The following is a 26,719-nucleotide window of genomic DNA, read 5'->3' on the forward strand; positions in this document are numbered from 1 at the left end:
CCCCACGCCGAGCGCGGCTCAGCCGGTCCCGGAGGGCCAGTGCAGGCGCTGTTCGCTGGCAAAGCGACGCCGGACACCACTGAGCGGATCGTCGAACGCCAGCGCACATGCCAACAGGCGCAGCGGCTCGGCCTGCTCGTCGCGGTCCTGCAGCGCCGGATACAGCGGATCGCCGAGGATCGGCGCGCCCAGCGCGGCCATGTGCACGCGCAACTGGTGCTTGCGCCCGCTCACCGGGGTCAGGGCGTAGCGCCACAGCGGCCCGGCGGGCGCCTCCAGCACCGCGATCCGGGTCAGGCTGTTGGCCTGGCCGTCGGCCTCGGCCATACGGAAGAACGGCTCGCCGCGCACCAGCCGGCTCGCGCGCAGCAGCGGAAACGCCACACCCGGAAGGGCCGGCGCCAAGGCCTCATAGGTCTTGGCGATGCGTCGCTCGCGGAACAGCGCCTGGTACGCACCGCGGCTGTCCGGGTCGGCCGAGAACAGCACCAGCCCGGCGGTGGCGCGGTCCAGGCGGTGCAGCGGCACCAGCGCCGGATTGCCCAGCCGCGCCACCAGGCGTGCCAGCAGGGTCTCGCGCAGATAGCGCCCGGATGGCGTGACCGGCAGCCCGTGCGGCTTGTCGGCCACCACCAGGTGCGCATCGGCGTACAGGATGCGCTCCACGCCGGCGATCGGCGCCTCGTCGGCGACCTCGCGGAAGTAGCGCACCTCCAGCCCGACCCGGTACGGCAGCGCCGCCGGCAATGGCCGGCCCTGCGCATCCTGCACCCGGCCACGCGCGCAGCGGTCCTGCCACTGCGCCCGCGATACCCGTGGAAAGCGCGCGCACAGCCCATCCAGCAGGGTCGACCACGGTCCCGGCGGCAGTTGCCAGCGGCTCGGGGCGGGATCGGCGCTGGACGGCGGACGGGGATCGGACATCGCCACGCATTATCATGGCCGCCCTTTGATCCCGGTAGCCGCATGGCCCTCACCGCCACCCTTCGCAAGGCCGACCTGCAGATTTCCGACATGGACCGCGGCTACTACGCGGCGCATGCGCTGACCCTGGCCCAGCACCCGTCCGAGACCGACCAGCGGCTGATGGCGCGACTGCTGACCTTCGCCCTGTTCGCCGAGGAACGCCTGCTGTTCGGCAAGGGCCTGAGCAGCGACGACGAGCCGGACCTGTGGCGGATGGACTACACCGGCGCGATCGAGCTGTGGATCGAGGTCGGCCAGCCCGACGAATCGCGCCTCCGCAAGGCCTGTGGCCGCTCGCGCGAGGTGGCGGTGGTCAACTACGGCGGACGCGCCGCCGACATCTGGTGGGAGAAGAACGCCTCGGCCCTGCTCAAGCTCAAGCCGCTGCAGGTGCTCGACCTGCCCGCCGAGGCGGTCGCGGCGGCGGCCGAGCTGATCCAGCGCAGCATGCGCTTCGACGTGGTGATCCAGGACGGCGAGGTGCAGTTGCTCGGCGACGAGGGCAGCGTGACGTTCACCCCGACGGTGCGCAAAGCCGCGGCATGAGCGCGCGCGCCGAGCCGATCCAGGTCGACGTCGCCGTCGTCGGCGGCGGCGCCGCCGGGCTGATGTGCGCCTTGACCGCCGGCCGCCGCGGGCGCCGCGTGCGGGTGATCGAGCACGCCAACAAGGTCGGCAAGAAGATCCTGATGTCCGGCGGCGGCCGCTGCAACTTCACCAACACCGGCACCGCCCCGGGCAACTTCCTGTCGGCCAACCCGCATTTCTGCAAGTCGGCGCTGGCGCGCTACCGCCCGGCCGACTTCGTGGAGATGGTCGAACGCCACGCCATCGCCTACCACGAGAAGGAACTGGGCCAGCTGTTCTGCGACATCTCCTCCAAGCAGATCGTGCGCATGCTGGTGGACGAGTGCGACGCGGCCGGGGTCACGATCCGCACCCAGTGCCCGGTCCTGCGCGTGGAGCGCGGCAGCGCCGGGTTCCGCATCGACAGCGGCGATGGTCCGGTGCACGCCGCCGCGCTGGTCGTGGCCAGCGGCGGGCTGTCCATTCCCAGCCTGGGCGCGACCGGCTTCGGCTACGACCTGGCGCGCCAGTTCGGCCACGGCGTGCTGCCGACCCGTGCCGGGCTGGTGCCGCTGACCCTCAGCGGCAAGCACCAGGAGCGCCTGCAGGACCTGTCCGGACTGGCGCTGCCGGTTGAGGCGCGCTGCAACGGCGTCAGCTTCCGCAACGCCATGCTGATCACCCATCGCGGCGTCAGCGGCCCGGCGATCCTGCAGATCTCCTCGTACTGGCAACCGGGCGACGACCTGCGCCTTGACCTGCTGCCCGGGCAGGACGCGGCCGCCTGGCTGCGCGAGCACAAGCGCCTGCGCGGCGCCGCCGAACTGCGCACGGTGCTGGGCGAGGCGCTGCCGCGCCGCTTCGCGCAACGCCTGTGCGAGGTGTGGCTGCCGGACAAGCCGATGCGGCAACTCGACGAACCGCAGCTGCGCGCGGCCGCCGACCTGCTCGGGGCGTGGCCGCTGGTGGCCAGCGGCACCGAGGGCTACCGCACCGCCGAAGTCACCCTGGGCGGCGTGGACACCGCGCAGGTGTCCTCCGCCACCATGGAATCGCGCCTGGTGCCGGGCCTGTACTTCGTCGGCGAGGTGCTGGACGTGACCGGCTGGCTGGGCGGCTACAACTTCCAGTGGGCCTGGGCCTCGGGCCACGCCGCGGGTCTGGTGGCTTAGAGGCTGGGAATGGGGAATGGGGAATGGGGAATCGTAACGGCGCGCTGCGTTGCTTGTGCTCTTTCTCGGACTGACCGCGAACGTTTCAGAGCAAGAAGGCCCGCTCTTGCCATTCCCCATTCCCCATTCCCCATTCCCCATTCCCCATTCCCCATTCCCGGCCAACATGGACGGCAAGGCAGGCATCGTGTATTAAACGCCGTCCCCGGGAGGCTTCATGCAGCAGACAGGCAAAGACACCACCCTGCGGCTGATGATCGTCGACGACAGCGGTGAAGACGCCGAGACGATCGTCAGCAGCCTGCGCAACAGCGGCATCGCGGTGCGCCCGTCGCGGCCGCAGCACGCCGAAGAACTGGGCGCCATGCTCGCCGCGCAGCCGATCGACCTGGTGTTGAGCGCGCGCGCGCAAGCGATCCCGCTGCCGCAGGTGCTGCAACGGGTCGGCGCCAGCGGCAAGGACATCCCGGTGATCCTGCTCGCCGACCGCATCGACGAGAACGAATGGGTCGAGGCGGTGGCCGGCGGCGCGCGCGCGATCGCGCTGCGCCAGCGCCCGGAACACCTGCTGGCGGTGGTGCGCAGCACCTGGGCCGATCTGCAGGCGCGGCGCGGGCTGCGCCGGATCGAGGCGCAGATGCGCGAGACCGAGCGCCGCTGCGATGCGCTGATCGCCTCCTCGCGCGATCCGATCGCCTACATCCACGAAGGCATGCACATCCGCGCCAACGAGGCCTACCTGGAGATGTTCGGCTTCGACTCGTTCGACGACGTCGAAGGCGTGTCGCTGCTGGACATGGTCGCGCCGCAGCACGTGGAAGAATTCAAGCAACTGCTGAAGTCGCTGGGCAAGGGCGAGCCGCCGCCGGCCCAGTACCAGGTCGACGCGCGCACGCTGGAGGGCGAGAGCTTTCCGGCGACGATGGAGTTCGCCACCGCCAGCTACGAGGGCGAGGCCTGCGTGCAGGTGGTGTTCCGCCGCCGCGAGGAGTTCGATCCGGAACTGGCGCGCGAGGTCGAGGACCTGCGCCAGCGCGACCAGGTCACCGGCCTGCTCAACCGCCCGACCTTCATGCTGGCGCTGGAGAACGCGGTGGCCCAGGTCGGCCGCGGCGACGGCCACTACGGTTTCCTGCTGGTCGAACCCGACCACTACGCACGGCTCTTGGCCGACATCGGCCTGGATTCGGCCGATGCGCTGATCGCGGCACTGGCCCGCCACCTGGCGGCCGCGATCGACGGCGACGTGCAGGCGGCGCGTTTCGGCGAACACAACTTCGCGTTGCTGCTGCAGGGCGACTACGCGCGCACCGCGGCGCTGGCCGAGCGCCTCCTCCATGCCTATGCCGCGCACGTGTTCAGCGTCGGCGAACGCTCGGCCACGGTCACCGTCAGCATCGGCGGTGTGCAGATCGGCGAGAAGATCGCCAGCGTCGGCCAGGTCCTGGCGCGCGCCACCGAGAACGTGCAGGCGACCATCGAACTGGGCGGCAACGCCTGCAAGATCTTCGACCCCGGCGCCGCCGATCGCATCGAGGAAGAGCGCATCCAGCGCTGGGTGCAGCACCTGCGCGAAGCGCTGGCCGGCGACGGCTTCCTGCTGCACTACCAGCCGGTGCTGAACCTGCAGGGCGAGCCGCACGAACTGTACGAGGCCTACCTGCGCCTGGAGCGCAACGACGAGACCATCGGCCCGACCACCTTCCTCGGCATCGCCGCCGACCACGGGCTGATGGCCGAGATCGACCGCTGGGTGGTGGCGCGCGCGATCGCCGTGATCGGCGAACGCCAGCGCGCCGGCCACGCCACCAGCCTGTTGGTCAAGATCAGCCCGGATGCCTTCGGCGACGCGCAGATGGTGGCGCTGATCCGGCGCGAACTGGCCGCGCACGGCGTGCCCGGCGAGCGCCTGTGGCTGCAGACGCCCGAGGCCAAGGTCTTCACCCACCTGCGCAACGCGCAGCAGTTCCTGGCCGAGGCCAGCGCGCTGGGCTGCAAGGTCGGGCTGGAGCAGTTCGGCTCGGGCCTGGATTCGTTCCAGTTGCTGGCGCACTTCCAGCCCGCGTTCCTGAAGCTGGACCGCGGCTTCACCCAGGACCTGACGCAGGCCCGCGAGCATCAGGACAAGATCCGCGAGATCACCGAGCGCGCGCAGGCGGCCGGGATCCGCACCATCGCCGAGTTCGTCGCCGACGCCACCTCGATGAGCCTGCTGTTCAGCGCCGGCGTCGATTACGTGCAGGGCGAATTCGTGGGCCTGGCGGGGTCTGGGATGACCTTCGATTTTGTTTGAAGGCCGGGATTCGGGAGTGGGGAATTGGGATTCGCAGCGGCGCGATCCGTCCGACGCAGGCAGGGCCGCGCAACAAAAAACGCCAGGCAGGTGACCCTGCCCGGCGTTGTGTCGAGGGGCGGAAGGCCCCTCGGGCCGCGGTGCGGCACTCGTGGCCGAGCGCCCGACTGCGGCGTTAGCGCACCGTCGCGTTGACGTGCGAGGCGCGCAGCGTGGCGATGCGCTCGGCAAGCGGCGGGTGGCTCATGAACAACTTGCGCAGGCCCTGGCCGAGTCCGCCGGCGATGCCGAACGCCTGCACCTGCGACGGCAGCGTGCTCTGCCCATGGTTGAGCTCCAGCCGCTGCAGCGCCGCGATCATCTTGGCGCGGCCGGCCAGGCTGGCGCCGCCGGCGTCGGCACGGAACTCGCGGTAGCGCGAGAACCACATCGCGATCATCGTCGCGAACAGGCCGAACACCATCTCCAGCACCATCACGATGGCGTAGTACGCCAGGCCGCGGCGGCCGTCGCGGTTGCCGGACAGATAGCTGTCCACCACGCCGCCGACCACCCGCGCCAGCACGATCACGAAGGTGTTCAGCACACCCTGCAACAGCGCCATCGTCACCATGTCGCCATTGGCGATGTGGCTGATCTCGTGGCCCAGCACCGCCTCGGCCTCGTCCTCGGTCATGTTCTGCAGCAGGCCGGTGGACACCGCGACCAGCGCGTTGTTGCGGTTGGCGCCGGTGGCGAAGGCGTTGATTTCCGGCCCGTCGTACACCGCGACCTCGGGCATGCCGATGCCGGCGGCCTGCGCCTGGCGCCGCACCGTCTCCAGCAGCCAGCGTTCGGTGTGGTTGCGCGGCTCGGTGATCACCTGCGCGCCGGTGGCGCGCTTGGCCATGAACTTGGACAGCAGCAGCGACACCAGCGAACCGCCGAAGCCGAAGATCGCGGCCATCACCAGCAGGCCGCCCATCTGGTTGGGATTGACGCCGAACACGGACATGACGATGCCGGCCAGGACCAGCACCGCCAGATTGGTGATGAGGAACAAGGCAATTCGGTTGAACATGTCGACGTGGACTCCGCACCGGATCAATGAAGGGGATTGCTTCGAATCTGCGGCGCGTGCCGCTTGAATTCAAGCGCTTACCTGACCGACGATTCAGCTTGCCCATGCCCACGCCTTCCTACCGCGGCCGTTTCGCGCCCTCGCCCACCGGCCCGCTGCATCTGGGCTCGCTGCTGGCCGCGTTCGGCAGTTGGCTGCTCGCGCGCCATGCCGGCGGCCAATGGCTGCTGCGCATCGAAGACGTGGACCGGCCGCGCAGCGTGCCCGGCGCGGCCGACCGCCAACTCGCCAGCCTGCGCGCCTGCGGCCTGGAAGCGGACGGCGCGATCGTGCGCCAGAGCGCGCGCGACGCGCTCTACCAGGCCGCCGCGCAACGCCTGCTGCAGGCCAACCAGGCGTTCGCCTGCAGTTGCAGCCGCAGCGAACTGGCCGCGCAGGGCGGCGTGCACCATCGCTGCGTGGCCGCGCAGGCGCGGCCGCAACCGGCGCTGCGCCTGCGGGTGGCGCCGGGCAGCGTGGTGCGCTTCGCCGACGGCGTGCGCGGCGAGGTAGCGCAGGACGTGTACGCCGACGTCGGCGACTTCGTCTTGCTGCGCGCCGATGGCTGCTGGGCCTACCAGTTGGCGGTGGTCGTCGACGACGCCGCGCAAGGCATCACCGACGTGGTGCGCGGCGCCGACCTGCTGGACTCCACCCCGCGGCAGATCCTGCTGCAGCGCGCGCTGGGCCTGCCGACGCCGCGCTACCTGCACCTGCCGCTGCTGCTCGGCGCCGACGGCCGCAAGCTGTCCAAGTCGCACGCCGCGCAGCCGCTGGACGATGCCGATCCGCTGCCGGCGCTGCGCCTGGCCTGGGCGCTGCTGGGCCAGCCACCGGCGGCGCTGCGCGGGGCCGGCTCGGTGGCCGCGCTGCTGGCGGCGGCGCGGCGCGCCTTCGACCCGGCACGGCTGCCGGCGCAGGATCGGACCGTGCCCGATGCGACCGGTATCCCCAGCGACACCCAGGCTGACTAGAATCGGGGTCTCGGCCGCGACGCGGCCCGCCCTCTTTTCCATCCGGAGCGAATCCATGACATCACGCGTTGCGCTGGTCACCGGCGGTACCGGCGGCATCGGCACTGCGATCTGCGAGCGGCTGGCCGCGCAGGGCCACCGCGTGGCCAGCAACTACCGCGACGAGGCGAAAGCCCGCGCCTGGCAGCAGCGCATGCGCGAACGCGGCCACGAGGTCGCCATCGTCCCTGGCGACGTCGCCTCGCCCGAGCACGCGCAGACCCTGATCCGCGAGGTCGAACGCCAGCTCGGCCCGGTCGAGATCCTGGTCAACAACGCCGGCATCACCCGCGACACCACCTTCCACAAGATGACCGCCGAGCAATGGCACGAGGTCATCAACACCAACCTCAACTCGGTGTTCAACGTCACCCGCCCGGTGATCGAGGGCATGCGCCGGCAACGCTGGGGCCGGGTCATCCAGATCAGCTCGATCAACGGCCTCAAGGGCCAGTACGGCCAGGCCAACTACGCCGCGGCCAAGGCCGGCATGCACGGCTTCACCATTTCCCTGGCGCGCGAGAACGCCAGCTACGGCATCACCGTCAACACGGTGTCGCCCGGCTACGTCGCCACCGACATGGTGATGGCGGTGCCCGAGGAAGTGCGCGCCAAGATCGCCGCCGAGATCCCCACCGGCCGGCTCGGCAAGCCGGAGGAGATCGCCTATGCGGTGGCGTTCCTGGTCGCCGAGGAAGCGGCCTGGATCACCGGCTCGAACCTGGACATCAACGGCGGGCACCACATGGGCTGGTAGCGGCCGCGCCTGAACCGCTCAGTCCTGGCGGCCCGCGTCGAGGTAACGCTACCGAAATTGCTGCAGCCACTGTCCGCGCATGCTGCGCAGCATTTTTTTGCGGGCCGGGGCCGTGCGGATGGGACGTTTGGCGGTTGCAAGCCCTGCTGCGCTGCGCCATGCTGCGCGCCTACCGTCACGAGCGACCGCTTCATGGCTGAGATCCGCATCATCAAGAAGTACCCCAACCGCCGCCTCTACGACACCGAGATTTCCAGCTATATCACCATCGAAGACGTCCGCCAGTTGATCATCGACGGCGAGGAATTCGAGGTGCGCGACGCCAAGACCGGCGAAGACCTCAGCCGCGCGGTGCTGCTGCAGATCATCGCCGACCAGGAACAGGACGGCGAGCCGATGCTGTCCACCCAGTTGCTCAGCCAGATCATCCGGTTCTATGGCGATTCGCTGCAGGGCTTCATGGGCAACTACCTGGAGCGCAGCATGCAGGTGTTCCTGGACCAGCAGCAGCAGTTCCGCCAGCAGATGGGCAACCTGCTGGGGCAGACGCCGTGGACCATGATGAACCAGCTCACCGAGCGCAACATGGAGCTGTGGCAGGAATTCCAGCGCAACCTCGGCGCCGGTTTCGGCCGTCCCGCCGCCGGCAGCGGCAAGCCGAGCGAGCCGCCGGCCGCCGGCGCCGCGCCGAAGTCGCGCGCGCGCTGAGCCGCGCGCCACGCCGCAGACTGCGGGCGGGACGCTCGGCCCCGCCCGCGCCATGGCCGGATGCCATGCCGCGCAGGCCTGCTTGACAGCCGTTCGTGGCCGACGCCACACTCGCCCCGCTTCATCGGGATGCATCGGCGACACGCCGAAAGGGCCAGGCCCACCCGCTGACACCTCAGCCGGAACGCCCCCGATGACCACCCTCGACACCTATCGCAAGCGTGCCAAGCAATTGCTGCGCTGGCACCGCGACGGCAACTATTCCGTCGGCGGCAAGCTGCGCCTGCTGCCGCGCTATCGCAACCTCACCGACCGGCAGGCCCTGGACCTGCCGATGCCGCTGGCCGTGGCCCAGGAAATCGTCGCCGTCGAGGCCGGCTATGCGGACTGGCCCGCACTCAAGGCCGCGGCGGCCGACGCGCCGAAGACGCCAAGACCGGCGACCGGCGCCGTCGCGGCACGGCCCGCCGTCCCCATCCTGTTCGTGCGCGACGTCGCTGCCTCCGCCGCGTTCTACCGCGACCAGCTGGGCTTCGCCATCGATTTCCTGCACGGCAACCCGGCGTTCTACGGCGCGGTGAGCCGCGACCTCGCCTGCCTGCATCTGCGTCTGGTGCAGCGGCCGAATTTCGCCGCCCTCGCGGCCAGCGAGTGCGGCTTGATCCTCGCCACGATCGAGGTCGGCAACCTCAAGGCGCTGTGCGCCGAGTTCCAGGCGCGCGCCGTGGACATGCCGCAAGGCCCGACCCGGCAAGCCTGGGGCGGGATCACCCTGCACGTGCGCGACCCGGACGGCAATGTGTTCTCGTTCGTCGAGTACGCCTAGGGCGTGTCGCCACTCCCCGAGCAACCGCGGCCCTTCGGGGAGTGAGGACACGCCCTAGCCTGGCCGCATGGGTTCAACGCGCGCGCGGCGCCGGCGAGGCACGACAGCCGGAACACAGCCGCTCGACCTTGTAGCCGCGCGCGCGCAAGGCCTCGACCACGCCGTCGGGGCCAAGCAGATGCAGGGCGCCGACCACCACCAGGGTGTCGCCCTGCCCGTCGCGCAAGCGCTGTTCCAGCCGCGGCACCCAGGCCTGGTTGCGCTCGACATTGATGCGCTGGTACAGGCGCGGGTAGTCGCGCTTCATCTCCATGCCCATGTCCTGCCACAGCAGATGCTCGTCGCCGCGGCGCCAGGCCAGGTACAGGCGCTGGGTCTGCGCCGCGCCGCGCTCGGCATCGTCCAGCGCCTCGATCAGCATCTGCTTCTGCTCGACCGGCTCCATGCCGTCGAGCATCGCGATCTGCGCCTGCGCCGTTTCCAGCCCTTCGACCGTCTTGCCGGCCTGCACCGCCATGTCCATGAAATGCCGGTCCAGGCCCGCATCCGCCTGCAGCCCCTGCGCCTTCATCTCGGCGATGCTGATGCTCAGGCCGACGAACCAGGGCTCGAATCCGCCCATCTGCTCCAGCGGGAGGCCGTGGCCGGCGGCGTAGCGGCGCAGGCGCTGCCAGGTGGCCGCATCCAGATCGTCCTGCAGGCGCTTGCCGTCCTGGCGTTGCGCCGCCTGCAGCATCTGCGCGCCCAGCTGCGGCGCGTCCATGTCCTGCGGCGACAGCTCGAACAGCAGCCGCGACGCCGCCGCATAGGCGGCATCCACCTCGTGCGCCAGCGGATAGTCCTCGGGCTTGAGCAGATGGAACGAGCCCAGCAGATACAGCGTGCCGCGCGGCCCGCTGACCTTCCACAGCAGCGGCGTCGGCGGCGCGGGCGTCGCGTTCGGCGCGGCCGCGGGCAGCGGCGCGCGCGCCGGCACCGGCGCGGCGGCGAACAGGGTCAGGCACAGCAGCAGGGTGCGCAGCAGGCGCGGCATCGATGGCATCGGCGTCTCGGAGTCAGTGTGCGGCGTAGGTCTTCTCGCCCGCCTCCACCGCCAGGTCCAGCCGGTTCTCCGGCGGCGGCAGCGGGCAGGTCGCGAACGGGGTGAACGCGCAGGGCGGGTTGTAGGCGCGGTTGAAGTCCAGCACCACGCTGCCGTCGGCGTTCGGCGCCGGCACGTCCAGGAAGCGCCCGGCCGGATAGCTGCCGCGGCCGCTGGTGCGGTCGGCGAAGACCACGAACAGCGGGCGTCCCGGCTCGCCGATCGCCTCCAGGCGCCAGCGCTTGCCGTCGCGTTCGAATTCCAGTGCGCCGGCGTGCGGCGATGGGGTGGTGACGCCGATGATGTCGACGATCGGCAAGGTCGTGCCCGGCGCGTTGGGCACGAAGCGCGCGCGGATGCGCCAGGACGCGGCCGCCGGCCAGTACTGCAGCCCGGCGAAGCCGAGCCGGGCCGGCGCGTCGGCGTGCTTGACCCGCAGCGCATAGCGGCCGCCGCGTTCGATCAGGCTCAGCTTGCCCTTGCCGTCGTCGAACTCGACCACGCTGGGCGTGTTCTCGCGGTCGCTGTACAGGCGCGTGCGCCGCAGCAGCGGCGCGCCGTCCATGCGCAGCCCCGCGCCCGGCTCGGGGGTCAGGAACACCTGGTCGCCCACGCGCGACACCAGCGCCATCCGCGCCGGCCCCACCGCCAGGCGGATGCCGCTGCCGGGACCGCTGCCGATGTAGTGCTCCTTCAGTTCCAGCCAGTGCAGGCCGACCAGGCTGGTCCAGCCATCGGGCGCCTGCAGTTCCTGCCGGCGCTGCTCGCGCCAGGCCTGCTGATCGGCCAGGAACGCCTTGTCGACCGGCGCCGGCGCGGCCGCGGGCGGCGGCTCCTTGCCGCAGGCGGCCACCCCGAGCAGTGCCACCAGCAACGCCATCGTTCTCGCCCACCTGCCCATCAGCGCCCCCGTAAGAACCAACGGTCGATCTCGCCCAGCGTGAAGCGCGCCCAGGTCGGACGCCCGTGATTGCATTGCCCGGAGCGCTCGGTGGCCTCCATGTCGCGCAGCAGCGCGTTCATTTCCGGCACGGTGAGGCGCCGGTTGGCGCGCACCGCGCCATGGCAGGCCATCGTCGACAGCAGTTCATCGCGCGCGCCGGCGACGCGGCGGCTGTGGCCGTGCTCGCGCAGATCGGTGAGCACGTCGCGCAGCAAGGCTTCCGGCTCGGCCTGCGCCAGCAGCGCCGGAATGCTGCGCACGTGTAGCGACTGCGGGCCGCCGCGGGTGACCTCGAAGCCGAGCGCGGCCAGCGTCTCCGCCTCGCGCTCGGCGGTGTCGGCGTCGCGCTCGCCCACCGCCAGGGTGATCGGCACCAGCAGCGGCTGCGCGTGCAGGCCGATGCCGTCGTGCGCGTTCTTCAAGCGCTCGTAGCCGATGCGCTCGTGCGCGGCGTGCATGTCGACCACGATCAGGCCGTCGGCGTTCTCGGCCAGGATGTAGATGCCGTGCAACTGCGCGATCGCGTAGCCGAGCGGCGGCACGCCGCTGTCGGCCGCGGTCGGCGGCAGGCCGCCGGCGGGGTCCTGGGTCTGCCGCGGCAGGCCGACGGCGTTGCCCGCGTCCGCGGGTGCCGCGTACAGCGCGGCATACGCGGCCGGCGCTTCCTCCACGCGCAAGCCGAGCGGCGATTGCGCCGGACGCCACTGCGCGCCGTACCCGTAGCCCTGCCCGCCACCACCACCCGCGCCGCTGCCGCCGTGCGGCGCGCCTGCGGCCGCCCAGGCCGGCGTACCCGCACCCGGCGTCGGCTGCGCCGCCTCGGCGCCGAGCGCGCCCGGCAGGCTGCCGGCGCGGGTCTGCGCCAGCGCGTCCTGCAGCGTGCGATAGACGAAATCGTGGATCAGCCGCGCATCGCGGAAGCGCACCTCGTGCTTGGCCGGATGCACGTTGACGTCGACCCGTGCCGGCTCCAGTTCCAGGAACAGCACATAGGCCGGCTGGCGGCCATGGAACAGCACGTCGCCATAGGCCATCTTCACTGCATGCGCGACGCTGCGGTCGCGCACCGAGCGGCCGTTGACGTACAGATACTGCTGGTCGGCGCTGGCGCGCGAGTAATGCGGCTGCGCGATCCAGCCGTGCAGGCGCAGGCCGGCGCCGCTGTGGTCCACGCGCAGCGCCTGCCGCGCGAAGTCCTCGCCCAGGGTCTCGCCCAAGCGCGCATCGGAATACAGATCACCGGGCTTGTAGCGCCGCGACGGCTTGCCGTTGTGCGACACGCGCAGCTCCACGTCCGGACGCGCCAGCGCCAGCGAGCGCAGCCATTCCTCGATGTGGCCCAGTTCGGTGCGCTCGGCGCGCAGGAACTTGCGCCGCGCCGGCACGTTGTAGAACAGTTCGCGCACTTCGACCGTGGTGCCCGGCGCCTGCGCCCGCGGCTGCACCTGCCCGACCTTGCCGCCGTCCACCTGCAGCGCGGCGCCGTGTTCGTCGCCGGCGCGGCGCGAGGCCAGGGTGAAGCGGCTGACCGAGGCGATCGACGGCAGCGCTTCGCCACGAAAGCCGAGCGTCCCCACCGATTCCAGGTCGTCCAGCGAGGCGATCTTGCTGGTCGCATGCCGCGACACCGCCAGCGGCAGTTCCTCGGGCGCGATGCCGCCGCCGTCGTCGCGGATCCGGATCAGGCGCACGCCGCCCTCCTCCAGGTCGATGTCGACGCGGCGCGCGCCGGCATCCAGCGCGTTCTCCACCAGTTCCTTGACCACCGAGGCCGGGCGTTCGACCACCTCGCCGGCGGCGATCTGGTTGATCAGGATCTCGGGCAGTTGGCGGATGCTCATGCCGCCTCCCGCCAGGCGGTCGAGGCGCGCGGCGTCGCGCGGGGCATGGAAGCGGGAAAACGGCAGGGACTACGCGACATCGGCACGGCTCACGGCGCGGACGCCGTCTTGAGGATCAGCCGGCGATGATAGCCGAGCGCCTCAGCGGCTGCCGCCGGCCACGGTGCCGGCCGCCTCGGCTTCGGCCTGCGCGCGCGCGGCGAACAGCGTGCCCGGCGGCGGCTGCCGGGTGAAGAAGGTATTGACCCCGTCCAGCACCGCGCCGGCCAGGCGCCGCTGGTAGCCGGGATCGGTCAGCCGGCGCTCTTCGTCCGGGTTGGAGATGAAGGCGGTCTCGACCAGCATCGCCGGCATGTCCGAGGTGCGCAGCACGGCGAAGTTGGCGCGCTCGATGTCCGGCTTGTGGTTGTTGCCGATCCGCTTGAGCCCGCCCAGCACGTGCCCGGCCGCGTCCTCGGAGGCCTTCATGTGGCCGCTCTGCGCCAGGTCCAGCAACACGCTGGCCAGGGTGCTGTCGGTCTTCTGCAGGCGCACGCCGCCGACCAGGTCGGCCGCGTTTTCCTTGTCCGCCAGCCAGCGCGCGCGCTGCGAGGAAGCGCCCTTGGTCGACAGTACGTACACCGAGGAGCCGGTCGCGCTGCGGTTCTCGGCAGCGTCGGCGTGGATGGAGATGAAGATGTCGGCCTTGGCCGCGCGCGCCTTCTGCGCACGCATCGGCAACGGGATGAACACGTCGGTGTCGCGGGTCATGTACGCCTTCATGCCCGGCGTGGCGTTGATCTGCCGCGCCAGTTCGCGGCCGATCGCCAGGGTCACGTCCTTCTCGCGCTTGCCGGTGGGGCCGGTGGCGCCCGGGTCCTGGCCGCCGTGGCCCGGATCGATGGCCACGATCAGCGGCCGCATGCCGGGCTTCATCGTCACCCGCGACGGCGCGCTCGGCATCACCGGCCGCGGCTCGACCGCCGCGGCCAGATCGTCGGCGTCCGCCGCCGGATCGGGCTTGGCCGGGACCGGCGCGGCGCCGCCCGGCGCGGCCGGGGCGCTGCCGCCCGGCGCGGCGCCCGGGACCATGGTGCCGGTGGCGGCGACGGCGGCCTGCACCGCCGTCGCGTTGGGCGTCGTGGCCGGAGCCGGCGCGGCATGAACAGGCGCCGGGGCCGGCGCGGCATGAACAGGCGCCGGGGCCGGCGCGGGCGCCGCGCTCTGCACCACCGTCGACGTCAGCGCCGCGGTCGCACGGGCCGCTTCCAGGCGCGGGTCGGGCGCGGGTTTGGGCGCGACCGCTGCCGCTGTGGGAGGCGTCGCCGGTGCGGCGGAAGGAACCGTCGAAGCCGACGTCGTGGCGGCGGCGGCGACCGGCTTGCCCGGGGCGGCATCGCCCGGCCACTCGATGACCAGCACCGAACTGCCGCCCACGGTCTGCATCTGCGGCTTGAACGCCACCACCGGGCTGCTCAGGTCGAACACGATGCGCAAGGTGCCAGGCACCGGATGGCCGGTACGGACCGCAGTGACCACGCCATTGCCCGCGGGCAGCTTGAGCCCCTGGACCGCGGAGGACTCGGGCAGATCGACGACCAGCCGGTTGGGATTGGCCAGGCTCAGCGTGGTGAAGCCGCCGCTGCCCTGCAGCCGGATCTCGGCGCGGGTACCGGTGGCGCCATTGCCCAGCGACACCGCCTGGACCTGGCCGGCAAACGCCGAATGCGCCGCCAGGCACCAGCCTGCGGCGATGGCGGAACAGGCGAAAAATCGGATCCCCAGGCGCATGCTGGCGATTCAAGCATCACCGCCAGATAAACACAAGCGGTTTTCCCTTAATAATCCATAACCTGCCTACACTTTCTAGTGTCAGCCGGAAGAAAAGCCCCGCAAGTCGTCCCGGTCGGCCAGCCGCGCCAGCCAGGCCTCGCCCACCGCGCTGCCCGCGCCCAACTGCGCCGTCCGCCCGTCCCCCTGCAGCGCGAGCGTCACGGCCAGATCGGCCGGGGGCAGCACGTCGCCGCCGCGTTCGGGCCATTCCACCAGCCACAGCGTCGCCGCCGCCTCGTCGAGCCCGAGGAAGTCCAGCTCGCCGGCGGCGCCGATGCGGTACAGGTCCAGGTGCCAGGCCTCGCCATCGGGCAAGGGATAGCGCTCGACCAGGGTGTAGGTCGGGCTGCGGATCGCGCCCTGCACGCCCAGCGCGCGCAGCAGCGCCCGCGCCAGGGTCGATTTGCCGGCGCCCAAGTCGCCGTGCAGATGCACCGTGGCCAAGGCCGGGCGGGTCGCGGCCAGCGCCTGGCCCAGGCGCTCGGTAGCCTCGCTGTCGCGCAGATGCAACTGGATCATCGCCGCGTCTCCGGATTGGCCAGGTGGCGCAGCGCCGGCAGCAGATCCGACGGCAGCAGGCCGCGCTGGCCCGTGTCGGCGGCGCGGTCGCCGGCCGCCGCGTGCAGCAGCGCGCCGAGGCTGGCCGCCTCGAACGGGTCGTGGCCCTGCGCGCGCAGCGCCGCGATCACGCCGGTCAGCAGATCGCCCATGCCGCCCACCGCCATGCCGGGATTGCCGGCGGCGATGACCCGCGGCGTCCGCCCCGGCGCGGCGACGATGCTGCCGGCGCCCTTCAGCACCACCGTCGCCTGGTAGCGTTCGGCCAGCGCCGCGGCGGCGGCGAAGCGGTCGCCCTGGACCTCGGCGGTGGTGAGCCCGAGCAGGCGCGCGGCCTCGCCGGGATGCGGCGTCAGCACCGCCTCCGGCAGCGCGCGCGGCGCCTGCGCCAGCAAATTCAGTGCGTCGGCGTCGAGCACCAGCGGCAGGTCCGCCGCCAGCGCCAATCGCCACAGGCCCTGCGCCCAGTCGTCCTGGCCCAGTCCCGGGCCCAGCGCGACCGCGCGCGCGCGCCGCAGCAACGGCGCCAGCGCGGCGCCATCCTCGATCGCGTGCGCCATCGCTTCCGGACAGCGCGCCAGCAGCGGCGCCACGTGCGGCGCGCGCGTCGCCACGCTGACCAGGCCGGCACCGCTGCGCAGCGCCGCCTCGCTCGCGAGCATGACCGCACCGCCGCTGCCGAGATTGCCGCCGATGCACAGCACATGGCCGGAATCGCCTTTGTGGCTGTCGCGCCGGCGCGGCGCCAGGCGCGTGCCCAGCGCCGCCGCGGTCCAGGCCTGCGCCTGCGGCGCGCAGCCGTCGAACGCGGCGGGCGGCACGTCCAGCGTCGCCAGCGTGGTGGCGCCGACATGGTTCAGCGCCGCGCCGGTGTGCAATCCGGCATGGGCGACGATGAACTGCACGGTCAGCGTCGCCGGCAGCGCCGCGCCAGGCACGCTGCCGTGTTCGGCATCCACGCCGCTGGGCACGTCCAGCGCCAGCACCGGCGCGCCGAGCCCGGCCAGCGCGCCGAGCAAGGCGGCCAGTTCGGCATCCGGCGCGCGGTTGAGACCAAGACCGAGCAGCGCATCGACCACCACGTCGGCCGGCTCCAGCGCCGCGTCGAAGACCTCGATGCGGCCGCCGACCCCGATGTAGTCGGTGCAGGCGCGCTGCGCCAACGCCGATTGCGGGCCGCGCCCAGGCAGATGCAGCACGCGCACGCGGCGTCCGGCCGCATGCGCGAGCCGCGCCAGCACGTAGCCGTCGCCGCCGTTGTTGCCGGTGCCGCAGGCCACCAGGATGCGCTGCGCCTGCGGCCAGTGCTGCAGCAGCGTCTGCCAGGCGGCCTGGCCGGCGCGCTGCATCAGCGTGTAAGCGTCGCCGCCGAGCAGGGCCGTGGCCTGCGCATCGAGGCGCCGCGCGGCGGCGGTGGCGTAGAGATCGAACGAGTCGGACATGCGCGGGATTCTATACTTGCGCCATGTCCAGCCGCGTCGCCCCCGCCGATCCGCATGCCGCCGCCGCGCGTATCCGCGCCTTGGCGCGCGAGTTCGGCTTCCAGCGCTGCGGCATCGCCGGCATCGACTTGCAGCAGGACGAAGCGCATCTGCGCGACTGGCTGGCGCAAGGCCTGTACGGCACGATGCAGTGGATGGCGCAGCACGGCGACAAGCGCGCGCGTCCGGCCGAACTGATTCCGGGCACGCTGCGGGTGATCTCGGTCGGCCTGGACTACGGCCGCAACGACGACGACTCGGCCTGGGACACGCTGCGCGACGGCGAGCGCGCCTACGTCGCCCGCTATGCGCTGGGCCGCGACTACCACAAGCTGATGCGCAACCGCCTGCAGAAGCTGGCCGAACGCATCCAGGGCGAGATCGGCCCGTTCGGCCACCGCGTGTTCGTCGATTCGGCGCCGGTGCTGGAGCGCGCACTGGCGCGCGACGCCGGCCTGGGCTGGATCGGCAAGCACACTTGCCTGATCGACCGCAACGGCGGCTCCTGGTTCTTCCTCGGCGAGATCTACGTCGACCTGCCCTTGCCGATCGATCCGCCGGCCAGCGCCCACTGCGGCACCTGCACGCGCTGCATCGACGTCTGCCCGACCCAGGCGATCGTCGCGCCCTATCGGCTCGACGCGCGCCGCTGCATCGCCTACCTCACCATCGAGCACGACGGCGCGATTCCGGAAGAGCTGCGCCCGGCGATCGGCAACCGCATCTTCGGTTGCGACGACTGCCAACTGGTGTGCCCCTGGAACAAGTTCGCCAAGCGCAGCGACGAACCGGACTTCCGCGCCCGCAACGAACTGGACAAGGCCACGCTGGCGCAGTTATTCGCCTGGGAGGAGGACGAGTTCCTGCGCCGCACCGAAGGCAGCGCGATCCGCCGCAGCGGCCACGAGCGCTGGCTGCGCAACCTGGCGGTGGCGCTGGGCAATGCGCCGACCACGCCACAGGTGCTGGCCGCGCTCGGCGCACGCGCGCAGCACCCCTCGCCGCTGGTGCGCGAGCACGTGCAATGGGCGCTGGCGCGGCATGCGCAGGCGCCGGCCCCGGCGGTAGCGACTCCGACATCGCCGGCGCCGAAAGCGGACGTGCGAGGATAGACGGCCGTTCCCGCCGCACCGCCCGCATGCCCGATCGCGACGACCAGATCTTCAGCCCCAGCCAGCTCAACACCCTGGCCCGCGACCTGCTGGAAAGCGCGTTCCCGCTGGCCTGGGTGGAGGGCGAACTGGGCAACGTCACCCGGCCTTCGTCCGGGCACCTGTACTTCACCCTCAAGGACGCGCGGGCGCAGGTGCGCTGCGCGATGTTCAAGCCCAAGAGCCAATGGCTGAAGTTCGTGCCGCGCGAAGGCCTGCGCGTGCTGGCGCGCGGCCGGCTGACCCTGTACGAGGCGCGCGGCGACTACCAGTTGGTGCTGGACCACCTGGAGGAAGCCGGCGAAGGCGCGCTGCGCCGCGCGTTCGAGGAACTCAAGGCCCGGCTCGCCGCCGAAGGCCTGTTCGCCAGCGAGCGCAAGCGCGCCCTGCCCGCCTTCGTGCGCCGCCTGGCGGTGATCACCTCGCCCAGCGGCGCGGCCGTGCGCGACGTGCTGAGCGTGCTCGGCCGGCGCCTGCCGCTGCTGCAGGCGGACATCCTGCCGAGCCTGGTACAGGGCGACAGCGCCGCCGCGCAGATCGTCTCGCTGCTGCAGCGCGCCGACGCCAGCGGCCGCTACGACGCGATCCTGCTGACCCGCGGCGGCGGCTCGCTGGAAGACCTGTGGGCGTTCAACGACGAACGCCTGGCCCGCGCCATCGCCGCCTCGACCACGCCGGTGGTGTCGGCGGTCGGCCACGAGACCGACGTGACCCTGGCCGACTTCGCCGCCGACCTGCGCGCGCCGACCCCGTCGGTCGCCGCCGAACTGCTCGCCCCCGACCAGCGCGACCTCGCCGCGCGCCTGCGCGGCCAGCACGCGCGACTGCTGCAGTGGCAACAGCACCGCCTGCGCCAAGCCATGCAGCGCGCCGACCGCGCCCTGCTGCGGCTGCAGGCGCAGAGCCCGCAGGCGCGGCTGCAGTTGCTGCAGCGGCGCCAGCGCGACGCCGCGCGCCGCCTGCTGGCGCTGTGGCGGCAGCAGCACGAACGCCGCGCCGCGCGCCTGCGCCATGCCGGCGCGGTGCTGCGCAGCGCGCAGCCGCAGCGCCGCCTGGCCGCGCTGCGCGAGCGCCTGCTGGCGCTCGGCCGGCGCCCGCAGGCGGCGATGGCGCGGCAACTGCAGGCCGACACGCAGCGCCTGCGCGCGCTGGCCCGCGCACTGGAAACGGTCAGCCCGCTGGCCACGGTGACGCGCGGCTACACGATCCTGACCCGGGTCGAGGACGGCGCGCTGGTGCGCTCGGCCGCGCAACTGGCCCCCGGCGACCGCCTGCGCGCCAGGCTCGCCGACGGCGAGGTGACGCTGCGTACAGAATGACTGCGGTACATCTGTGGTCCCGCGCTCACCGTTGCCACGCCATGCCACAGCACATTTCCGACGAACAGCGCATCAAGGCCGTGCTGCAAGGCATGCGCCGCGCCGAGCGCGACAAGGCCGGGCGCATGGCGCAAGAGCGCGACACGCTGGCGCTGATCGACGGCGCCACCTACGGCGTCGCCGAGGACGCGCAGCGCGTGATCGACTGGCTGGCGCGCGATGCGGACACCCTGGCGCAGTTGCGCGCCGAGCACCTGGCCGACGTCGGCGAAATGATCTGCATCGTCTGGAACGGCTGCCGCGGCGACCGCGCCGCGCTGTCGCACTGGCTCAATGACAGCCACGCGCAATTGGACGGGCTGACGCCGCGGCAGTTGCTGCGCGACGGTGCCAGCGCGCGGCTGCTCGACGCGGCCCGCGCCACCTTCGCCGCATAGCGGCGTCCTGCACGCCAATCGACCGACGGACGCGTCGATTCAATCCAGCGGCGCGACCACCAGCAACGGATCCAGGTCGTACCCCATCGCTTCCGCCCTGGCCTTGATCTGCCCGAACAGCGCGCGCGGCATGCTCGGCGAACGCGACAGCACCCACAGGTACTTGCGGTCCGGCGCGCCGACCAGCGCCCACTGGTACTCCGGATCCAGCGCGATCACCCAGTAGTCGGCCCAGACCATCGGCACCCAGGCCAGCCAGTCGGGCGCGAACCGCACCTGCAGCCGTCCCGGATGGCCGCTGACCCGGCGCGCCACGCCCTCCGCCGCGAGCAGCGCACCCGTGTGGGTACGGCAGGCGTTGCGCACTCCGACCAGGCTGTCCTCGCGCAGCGTGTAGGCAGCGGTGATGTCGCCTACGCACTTCTTCTGGAACGACACCGGCAGGTGCGCGATCTCGTGCCACTCGCCGGCGTAACGGCCCAGATCGAGTTCGGCGACGGACGTGACCGGCGCTGCAGGAGCCGGCAGCGCCAGGCACAGCAGGCACGCCAGCAACAGCGCGGAGAGTGAAAGGCGCATGCGAACCATCCAGCTAGGGAGCTCACCCGCCTTATGCAGGAGCGTGGCAACGATGTAAAGCCGTACGCCATTGCGTGCGAGACCACACTCGCCATCGATCTCGCTGGCACGAACGCGGTCCACGCGCTCGCAGAACGCGTCACCGCGGCTGGCGGTACGGCATTCCGCGTCGGCGGCCAGACATGTGAATTGCACGGCGCCCGCAGGCCCAGTTGGAGATCACGCTTTTTTCAGGCCGACGCGCTCGGCGCGTCCACGGCCACAGCAGCCGGCGACGCCGCCAGCATCAGCGAGACAGATCGGCGACGGCGAGATCGTCGCCCTGGCCCGCGCATTCCACCGGCTCGCGCAGCACGACCTGCTCGGCGACGCCGTCGTTTTGCTGCAGGTAGACATTGACCAGCACGCAGTCCGTACCGACCTGCTCGATGTAGGGCGCGCCGTGCTCGCCGCCGGCCGGGCGGGACGGGTTCGGGGCGGCGCCGTTCACTGCATCGGCCGCACCCGCGCCACCGGCCCACGCCAGGGACATGGCGCAAAGGCACATGCGCAACAGTTGGCTGTTCATTGGCGTCCCCTTGTGACCGTGTGTCCAATGATTACGACAGCCACGGGCAGGAGTTGAGCCGCAGACCCCAAAAAATCGCCGTATCTCAACACTTGTCTACGAAATGTGAACATTCGGATGCGTATGCCCAGCGCGCCGCGGCGCCCTGCAAACGAGCCCATCAGGGTCGACCTTGCACCCGGCAGACCGCAAGCCTCGGTGCGGAAATCCGCACATCCCATGCAGGCGTCGCCAGCGCGGATGTGACGGTCGCCGTCGTGCTAGAAGGCGCTCCCGAAGGCACCCGAGGCTGCCGCCGCCACGGTGTCCGAATCGCGTCGCAGCGCTTGCGGCAAAAAGAAAGGGCCTGCATTGCTGCAGACCCTGGATGAAGTGGTGGCCGAGGACGGAATCGAACCGCCGACACGGGGATTTTCAATCCCCTGCTCTACCAACTGAGCTACTCGGCCACTGCGCAACGCGGCAGGACCGGTGCGAGGACGCGCATCATAGCGATGCTGTCGGGAATGGGCAAGTGCGATGTTTCGGCCCCGTGCCGCTGCCGCCGCCGTGGACGGCAGATGGCCGCACCGGCGCGATTGGCACGACCATCGCCGGCACGCATCGGCCGCCGACCTGCCAGACGCCCGCGGGCGAGCGGCGCGTCACCCTGTTCCCTTGCCAGGCGTCAGCGAACAGGAGCGGGCATGCCGCCAACCGCGCCGTCGTACACGCCCTGACCATACACCGGCAAGCGACGCCGGCGGCGAGCGCATGGCCGCAGCCTCACTGGACCAGGCGATGCGCCCGCCCCACGCGCGGGATCCGCAGGCGCCGTAGTATTCTTCGCCGTTCTCCACGTCCTGGAACTCCGGTCATGCGTCAGCGGCTCCGTCTCGGCTTGCTCGTGTTGTGCACCGCGCTGCTGAGCGCATGCGGCGACGGCATGGTGCGGCGCGTGTCCGACCCGGCCGCCAGCCTGCAGCAACTCACGGTCAACATGGACGGCAGTTGGAAGGTGGAACTGCGGCTGCAGAACTACAGCAGCATCCCGATGCGCTACGACAGCGTGCGCCTGGAACTGGGCGTGGGCGGCGAGGCCGCCGGCGTCGTGCAGGCCGCGCCCGGCATCTCGATCGGTCCGGAGACGGCGGATGTGGTCAGCGTGGCGCTGCGCCCGAGCTCGGCCGCGCGCATCGCCGTGGCCGATGCCCTGGCCGGCCGCCGCAGCCTGGAGTACACACTCAAGGGCGGCATCGCCGCGACGCCGGAAGAGAAGAAGCAGCGCAGCTTCGACATCGACACGCGCAACATGCTGTCGCCGGCGCCCGGCCTGGACGGCGTCCTGCGCTGACCGCGCGGTGGCGCTGAAGCGCCACCCCACTCCGCTTGCGAAACAGGCCACACCCCGGACGTCGGGGCGGGGCGTGCACTTGCAGGCCCGTCTGCGCTTCACCGCAGATAGCCACCGCCTCGATGCCCCTCTGCACGCTGAGCGCGCCGCGCGTTCGGCGCACTGCGGTACGCGCGCTCCCACCGACCGCCCTCCCCGCCCAGCCCATCGCGTTCAGCCGGCATTACCGCAAAATTAATACATAAATGTATTATTTACATATGTATCAAATCCCGAGCCGAACATGAGCCGTTTTTCCGCCACCGAGCAGCGCCTGGACGCGACCGCCCGCAAGCATCCGCGCTTTCCGCGCGAAGCCGCGCTGGTGCTACGGCTGGTCAAGCTGTTGCACAAGCTCAGCCTGGACCAGAGCAACGAGGTGTTGCGGCCGTATGGCTTGAGCTACGCCGAATACAACGTGCTGATGATGATCGACGCCAGTCCGGACGGGACCTTGAACCCGTCCCAGCTCAGCGACGCGGCCGGCGAGAAGTCGGCCAACATCACCCGTCTGACCAGCCAGTTGGTCGACAAGGGCCTGATCCAGCGCATGCCCAGCGCCGAGGACCGGCGCATGCTATTGCTGCACCTGACCGACGCGGGCGAACGCCTGATCGAGGCGCTGATCCCGGCCCTGTGCGCCCAGCTCGACACCTACGTGCAGCATCTGGATCCGGCGGCGCTGGCGCAGTTGCAGGCGCTGCTGAAGACCCTGCTGCGCGGGGTCGAGGACGCCGCATGAGCGCGCCGCAGTCCAACGCCGCCGCAGCCGAGGCGGCGCCCGGCCTGCGCACCCTGCTGGCCGACGCCTTGCGCGGCGAGGGCGAGGCCTGGCTGTTCGTGCTGCGCACGCTGCTGTCGATCTATCTCGCCGGCTGGATCGCGCTGCGCCTGGATCTGGCCTCGCCGATGACGGCGATGATCACGGTGATGGTGGTGATGCACCGGCAGACCGGCATGGTGTTCGCCAAGGCCTTCTACCGCGTGCTGGGCACGCTGATCGGCAGCGTCGCCGCGTTGACGATGGTCGCGCTGTTCCCGCAGGAGCCGGTGCTGTTCGTGCTGGCGCTGGCGATCTGGATCGGCCTGTGCACCGGTGGCGCGCTGCTGTACCGCAACTTCAAGGCCTACGCGTTCGTGCTGTCCGGCTACACCGTGGCGCTGATCGCGCTGCCGGCGGTGAACCAGCCGCAGAACGTGTTCACGCTGGTCACCGCGCGCGTCACCGAGGTGCTGCTCGGCCTGCTGGTGACCGGCGTGATCAGCGACGTGGTGTTCCCCAGTCGGCTGCGCCAGACCCTACGCGACACCGTGCGCCGCGCCTACGACGGCTTCCTGGATTTCGTCCGCGACGCCACCGGCGGCCAGTTGCCGCGCACGGCGATGGAGCAGGCGCACCTGCGCTTCGTGCGCGATGCGGTGGAGATCGAGGACCTGCGCAGTTCGGTGGTGTTCGAGGACCCGGAAGCGCGCGTGCGCAGCGGCCGCCTGCGCCTGCTCAACCAGCGCTTCATGGCCGTGTCCACCAGCTTCCAGTCGCTGCACCACTACATCAACCGCCTGCTGCGCCAGGCCGAGGGCGATGCCGCCGACGCGTTGATCGGCTTGTACCGCCCGCTGAAGGCGGCGCTGAGCGAACGCGGCGGGCGCGACCGCACCGCCGAGACCGCGCGCAAGCTGGCCGAGTGCCGCGACGCATTGGCGGCGCGCGCCGCCGCCGCGCGCGACGCGCTACCGCGCGCGCAGCACGAGGATTTCGACACGGGCGTGTCGCTGCTGCGGCGTTTCTTCGGCGAACTGCACGACTACGTCGCCGCGCAGGCCGCGCTGGTCGCCCCGCAGCAATGGCGCACGCCGCAGGCCGATACCGCGGTGTTCCTGCGCGGCAACGACTATGCGACCGCGGCGCTGACCGCGCTGCGCGCCGCGCTGCTGGTGGTGGCGATGTGCTGGCTGTGGATCCATGCCGGCTGGATCAGCGGCGCCACCGCGGTGTTCCAGGCGGTGGCGCTGAGCGCGATCCTGTCCTCCAGCGCCAATGCGCCGGCGGCGGCGCGCTCGCTGTTCAAGGGCTTCGTGTTCGGCATCGCGTTGGGCCTGGTCTGCCAGTTGCTGGTGCTGCCGCAGATGGACGGCTACGGCCTGTTCGTCGCCGGCACCGCGCCGTTCCTGCTGCTGACCGTGTACCTGGCGTCCAAGCCGGCCCTGTTCGGCTTCGCCACCGGCGCCAACCTCGCCTTCATCTCGATCCTGGCGGTGCAGCCCACCCCGAGCGTCAACGCCGCCGCCACCTTCAACAGCGTGGTGCCGCTGTTGCTGGGCACGCTCGCGGTCAGCGTGACGTTCGTGTTCGTCCCGCCGGTGATCGGCACGCGCTGGCATCGCCGGCGCCTGCTGGAGCAATTGCGGCGCCAGGCCACGCTCGCCGCGCAGGCACCGCTGCCGGGACTGCACGCGCGCCTGGAAAGCGTCAATCGCGACCTGTTCCAGCAGATCGTCGCGCATACCCCGCCGGGCAGCGACGAACTGCGCGCGTTGCTCGGGTGGGCGCTGTCGGTGCACGACACCGGGCGCACGCTGATCGAGCTGCGCCGCGACGCGCGCGACGGCGACCTGCCGCCCGCGCTGGTGGCCGCGGTGGACGCGGCCGTGCAGGCGCTGGCCGCGCTGTACCAGGCACCCGCGCCGGACCGGCATCGCCTGGCCCTGCAGCGCATCGACGCGGCACTGGCGGCGAGCCGGATCGAGGACCAGGTGCCGCTGCGCTGGAAACGCACCCGCGAACACCTGCATCTGCTGCGCGGCGCGCTGCTCGACGCCGATTCCGTGCTGGCCGCGCTGGCGGCCGAACCCGTCCCCACCCCGCCAGGAGCCGCCGATGTCGCTGCCCGCTGAAGTCTCCATCGCCGGCGTGTACGTGCCCGGCCTGCTGGTCCTGGCCGTGCTGCTGCTGATCGCCGCCTGGGCGGTCGATACGCTCGCCGGCCGCAGCGGCCTCTACCACCATGCCTGGCATCCGCCGTTGTTCCGTCTGGCCCTGTACGTCGGCGCATTCGCCGGCGCCGGCCTGCTCCTCCTGCCGTGAGTTTCGCCATGAAGACCGCCCCCCTGATCCGTTTCGCCCTCACCGCCACGGTGGTGCTGATCGCCGCCCTGCTCGCCCATGCCCTGTGGCGGCACTACATGTTCTCGCCATGGACCCGCGACGGCCGGGTGCGCGCCGAGGTGGTCCGCATCGCCCCGGACGTGTCCGGTCTGGTCGATGCGGTGGCGGTGCGCGACAACCAGCATGTCAAGCGCGGCGACGTGTTGTTCAGCGTCGATCGGCGGCGCTTCGAACTGGCGCTGGAGCGCGCCCGCGCCGATCTGGCCGCCGCTCAGGCACAGGCGCGCGCGGCCGGCGCCAGCATTTCCGCCGCGGCCGCCAGCCAGGCTGCGAGCGAGGCCGAATTCCAGATGCGCCGCGCGCAGGCCGAACGCCGCGCCCGCGCCGCGTCGGTGCTCTCGGCCGAAACGCGCTCCGATGCCGAGGCCACCGCGCGCTCGGCGCAGGCCGACGTGCACCGCACCGCCGCCCTGCGCGGCCAGGCCAGCGCCGCGCAGGCGCAGGCGCTGGCCGCGGTGCAGCAGGCGCAGGCCGCGGTGGACCTGGCCGAACTGGACCTGCAACGCACCCAGGTCCGCGCCACCGCCGACGGCTACGTGACCAATCTGGAGGTGCGCGTCGGCGACTACGCCCAGGCCGGCGGCGCGCGGCTGGCGCTGGTGCGCGACGATGCGATGTGGATCTACGGCTACTTCGAGGAAACCAAGCTGCCGCAGGTGCACGTCGGCGATCGTGCCGATATCCGCCTGATGAGCGGCGGGGTGACGCTGCACGGCCGGGTCGAAGGCATCGCCCGCGGCATCGCCGACAGCGACAATCCCACCGGCGCCTCGCTGCTCGCCGACGTCAACCCCACCTTCAACTGGATCCGCCTGGCGCAGCGGGTACCGGTGCGGGTGCGCATCGACCCGGCCAGCGTGCCGTCGGGCACGATCCTGGCGGCCGGCATGACGGCGACGGTCACGTTGCATGGGAAGTCGTGATTCGGGAGTGGGGAGTGGGGATTCGCAAAAGCCGAGTCCGATCCCCAGCTCGGCGCCGCGCCGCCTTTGCGAATCCCAACTCCCGAA

General features: G+C 71.6%; 25 protein-coding genes and 1 tRNA gene. 15 read left to right on the top strand and 11 right to left on the bottom strand.

What is annotated here, in order from left to right; genetic code table 11:
- Positions 1–18: 18 nt before the first annotated feature.
- Complete coding sequence (locus AB3X07_RS14075) at positions 19–924, bottom strand: pseudouridine synthase (RefSeq protein ID WP_369939223.1); 906 nt, start codon at positions 922–924, stop codon at positions 19–21.
- Between the two features lie 42 nt (positions 925–966).
- Between AB3X07_RS14075 and AB3X07_RS14080 the strand changes: the two genes are divergently transcribed.
- The 3 genes from AB3X07_RS14080 (at position 967) to AB3X07_RS14090 (ending at position 4,998) form a co-directional block, all read left to right on the top strand.
- Positions 967–1,512 carry a YaeQ family protein gene (locus tag AB3X07_RS14080; RefSeq protein WP_369939224.1) on the top strand — a complete coding sequence of 182 codons (546 nt, stop codon included), beginning with the start codon at positions 967–969 and terminating at the stop codon, positions 1,510–1,512.
- Positions 1,509–2,705, top strand: a complete 1,197-nt coding sequence (locus tag AB3X07_RS14085; RefSeq protein WP_369939225.1) for an NAD(P)/FAD-dependent oxidoreductase — start codon at positions 1,509–1,511, stop codon at positions 2,703–2,705. The genes AB3X07_RS14080 and AB3X07_RS14085 overlap by 4 nt, the downstream gene beginning before the upstream one ends.
- Before the next feature lie 217 nt (positions 2,706–2,922).
- Complete coding sequence (locus tag AB3X07_RS14090; RefSeq protein WP_369939226.1) at positions 2,923–4,998, top strand: EAL domain-containing protein; 2,076 nt, start codon at positions 2,923–2,925, stop codon at positions 4,996–4,998.
- A 175-nt stretch (positions 4,999–5,173) separates the two neighbouring features.
- On the opposite strand, the gene htpX is transcribed toward AB3X07_RS14090, so the two are convergent.
- Positions 5,174–6,058, bottom strand: a complete 885-nt coding sequence (gene htpX, locus AB3X07_RS14095) for a protease HtpX (protein WP_369939227.1) — start codon at positions 6,056–6,058, stop codon at positions 5,174–5,176.
- A 104-nt stretch (positions 6,059–6,162) separates the two neighbouring features.
- On the opposite strand from htpX, the gene gluQRS reads away from it, so the two are divergent.
- The 4 genes from gluQRS to AB3X07_RS14115 all read left to right on the top strand — a co-directional run bounded on the left by gluQRS (position 6,163) and on the right by AB3X07_RS14115 (position 9,401).
- Positions 6,163–7,071, top strand: a complete 909-nt coding sequence (gluQRS, locus tag AB3X07_RS14100; RefSeq protein WP_369939228.1) for a tRNA glutamyl-Q(34) synthetase GluQRS — start codon at positions 6,163–6,165, stop codon at positions 7,069–7,071.
- A gap of 55 nt (positions 7,072–7,126) precedes the next feature.
- Positions 7,127–7,867 carry a beta-ketoacyl-ACP reductase gene (locus AB3X07_RS14105; protein WP_369939229.1) on the top strand — a complete coding sequence of 247 codons (741 nt, stop codon included), beginning with the start codon at positions 7,127–7,129 and terminating at the stop codon, positions 7,865–7,867.
- A 192-nt stretch (positions 7,868–8,059) separates the two neighbouring features.
- Entirely contained in the window at positions 8,060–8,575 is a 516-nt protein-coding gene (phaR, locus tag AB3X07_RS14110; RefSeq protein WP_369939230.1) for a polyhydroxyalkanoate synthesis repressor PhaR, read from the top strand.
- Between the two features lie 193 nt (positions 8,576–8,768).
- On the top strand, positions 8,769–9,401 hold the full coding sequence (locus tag AB3X07_RS14115; RefSeq protein ID WP_369939231.1) for a VOC family protein: 633 nt from the start codon (positions 8,769–8,771) through the stop codon (positions 9,399–9,401).
- A gap of 73 nt (positions 9,402–9,474) precedes the next feature.
- Here AB3X07_RS14115 and AB3X07_RS14120 read toward each other — a convergent pair whose 3' ends face one another.
- The 6 genes from AB3X07_RS14120 to AB3X07_RS14145 form a co-directional block, all read right to left on the bottom strand.
- Positions 9,475–10,443: a TraB/GumN family protein gene (locus AB3X07_RS14120; RefSeq protein WP_369939232.1), complete on the bottom strand. Its 969-nt coding sequence runs from the start codon at positions 10,441–10,443 to the stop codon at positions 9,475–9,477.
- Between the two features lie 13 nt (positions 10,444–10,456).
- Positions 10,457–11,383, bottom strand: a complete 927-nt coding sequence (locus AB3X07_RS14125) for a DUF1684 domain-containing protein (protein ID WP_369939233.1) — start codon at positions 11,381–11,383, stop codon at positions 10,457–10,459.
- Entirely contained in the window at positions 11,383–13,266 is a 1,884-nt protein-coding gene (gene mutL, locus AB3X07_RS14130) for a DNA mismatch repair endonuclease MutL (protein WP_369939234.1), read from the bottom strand. The genes AB3X07_RS14125 and mutL overlap by 1 nt, the downstream gene beginning before the upstream one ends.
- A 141-nt stretch (positions 13,267–13,407) precedes the next feature.
- On the bottom strand, positions 13,408–15,036 hold the full coding sequence (locus AB3X07_RS14135) for an N-acetylmuramoyl-L-alanine amidase (RefSeq protein ID WP_369939235.1): 1,629 nt from the start codon (positions 15,034–15,036) through the stop codon (positions 13,408–13,410).
- Between the two features lie 81 nt (positions 15,037–15,117).
- Positions 15,118–15,597 carry a tRNA (adenosine(37)-N6)-threonylcarbamoyltransferase complex ATPase subunit type 1 TsaE gene (tsaE, locus tag AB3X07_RS14140; protein WP_369939236.1) on the bottom strand — a complete coding sequence of 160 codons (480 nt, stop codon included), beginning with the start codon at positions 15,595–15,597 and terminating at the stop codon, positions 15,118–15,120.
- Complete coding sequence (locus AB3X07_RS14145) at positions 15,594–17,078, bottom strand: NAD(P)H-hydrate dehydratase (RefSeq protein WP_369939237.1); 1,485 nt, start codon at positions 17,076–17,078, stop codon at positions 15,594–15,596. The genes tsaE and AB3X07_RS14145 overlap by 4 nt, the downstream gene beginning before the upstream one ends.
- A gap of 23 nt (positions 17,079–17,101) precedes the next feature.
- Here AB3X07_RS14145 and queG point away from each other — a divergent pair, with 23 nt between their 5' ends.
- From queG to AB3X07_RS14160, 3 genes are read left to right on the top strand one after another with little or no spacing between them, the layout of a single operon-like run.
- Positions 17,102–18,229: a tRNA epoxyqueuosine(34) reductase QueG gene (queG, locus tag AB3X07_RS14150; protein WP_369939238.1), complete on the top strand. Its 1,128-nt coding sequence runs from the start codon at positions 17,102–17,104 to the stop codon at positions 18,227–18,229.
- Between the two features lie 26 nt (positions 18,230–18,255).
- Entirely contained in the window at positions 18,256–19,587 is a 1,332-nt protein-coding gene (gene xseA, locus AB3X07_RS14155; RefSeq protein ID WP_369939239.1) for an exodeoxyribonuclease VII large subunit, read from the top strand.
- Between the two features lie 41 nt (positions 19,588–19,628).
- Positions 19,629–20,024 carry a hypothetical protein gene (locus AB3X07_RS14160; RefSeq protein WP_369939240.1) on the top strand — a complete coding sequence of 132 codons (396 nt, stop codon included), beginning with the start codon at positions 19,629–19,631 and terminating at the stop codon, positions 20,022–20,024.
- A 39-nt stretch (positions 20,025–20,063) separates the two neighbouring features.
- On the opposite strand, the gene AB3X07_RS14165 is transcribed toward AB3X07_RS14160, so the two are convergent.
- The 3 genes from AB3X07_RS14165 to AB3X07_RS14175 all read right to left on the bottom strand — a co-directional run bounded on the left by AB3X07_RS14165 (position 20,064) and on the right by AB3X07_RS14175 (position 21,620).
- On the bottom strand, positions 20,064–20,603 hold the full coding sequence (locus AB3X07_RS14165) for a lipocalin family protein (protein WP_369939241.1): 540 nt from the start codon (positions 20,601–20,603) through the stop codon (positions 20,064–20,066).
- A 286-nt stretch (positions 20,604–20,889) separates the two neighbouring features.
- On the bottom strand, positions 20,890–21,171 hold the full coding sequence (locus tag AB3X07_RS14170; protein WP_369939242.1) for a hypothetical protein: 282 nt from the start codon (positions 21,169–21,171) through the stop codon (positions 20,890–20,892).
- A 373-nt stretch (positions 21,172–21,544) separates the two neighbouring features.
- A tRNA-Phe gene (locus tag AB3X07_RS14175) sits at positions 21,545–21,620 on the bottom strand.
- A gap of 407 nt (positions 21,621–22,027) precedes the next feature.
- On the opposite strand from AB3X07_RS14175, the gene AB3X07_RS14180 reads away from it, so the two are divergent.
- The 5 genes from AB3X07_RS14180 (at position 22,028) to AB3X07_RS14200 (ending at position 26,632) form a co-directional block, all read left to right on the top strand.
- Entirely contained in the window at positions 22,028–22,504 is a 477-nt protein-coding gene (locus AB3X07_RS14180; RefSeq protein ID WP_369939243.1) for an LEA type 2 family protein, read from the top strand.
- A gap of 283 nt (positions 22,505–22,787) precedes the next feature.
- Positions 22,788–23,285 carry a MarR family transcriptional regulator gene (locus AB3X07_RS14185; RefSeq protein ID WP_369939244.1) on the top strand — a complete coding sequence of 166 codons (498 nt, stop codon included), beginning with the start codon at positions 22,788–22,790 and terminating at the stop codon, positions 23,283–23,285.
- Positions 23,282–25,438, top strand: coding sequence for an FUSC family protein (locus AB3X07_RS14190; RefSeq protein WP_369939245.1), 2,157 nt, complete (start codon positions 23,282–23,284; stop codon positions 25,436–25,438). Before AB3X07_RS14185 ends, AB3X07_RS14190 begins: the two co-directional genes overlap by 4 nt.
- A complete protein-coding gene (locus AB3X07_RS14195) occupies positions 25,422–25,628 on the top strand; it encodes a DUF1656 domain-containing protein (RefSeq protein ID WP_369939246.1) in 207 nt (68 codons plus the stop codon). Before AB3X07_RS14190 ends, AB3X07_RS14195 begins: the two co-directional genes overlap by 17 nt.
- Before the next feature lie 8 nt (positions 25,629–25,636).
- Complete coding sequence (locus AB3X07_RS14200) at positions 25,637–26,632, top strand: biotin/lipoyl-binding protein (protein WP_369939247.1); 996 nt, start codon at positions 25,637–25,639, stop codon at positions 26,630–26,632.
- Positions 26,633–26,719 lie beyond the last annotated feature (87 nt).

The sequence above is a fragment of the Xanthomonas sp. DAR 35659 genome (genome assembly GCF_041242975.1).
Taxonomy (GTDB): domain Bacteria; phylum Pseudomonadota; class Gammaproteobacteria; order Xanthomonadales; family Xanthomonadaceae; genus Xanthomonas_A; species Xanthomonas_A medicagonis.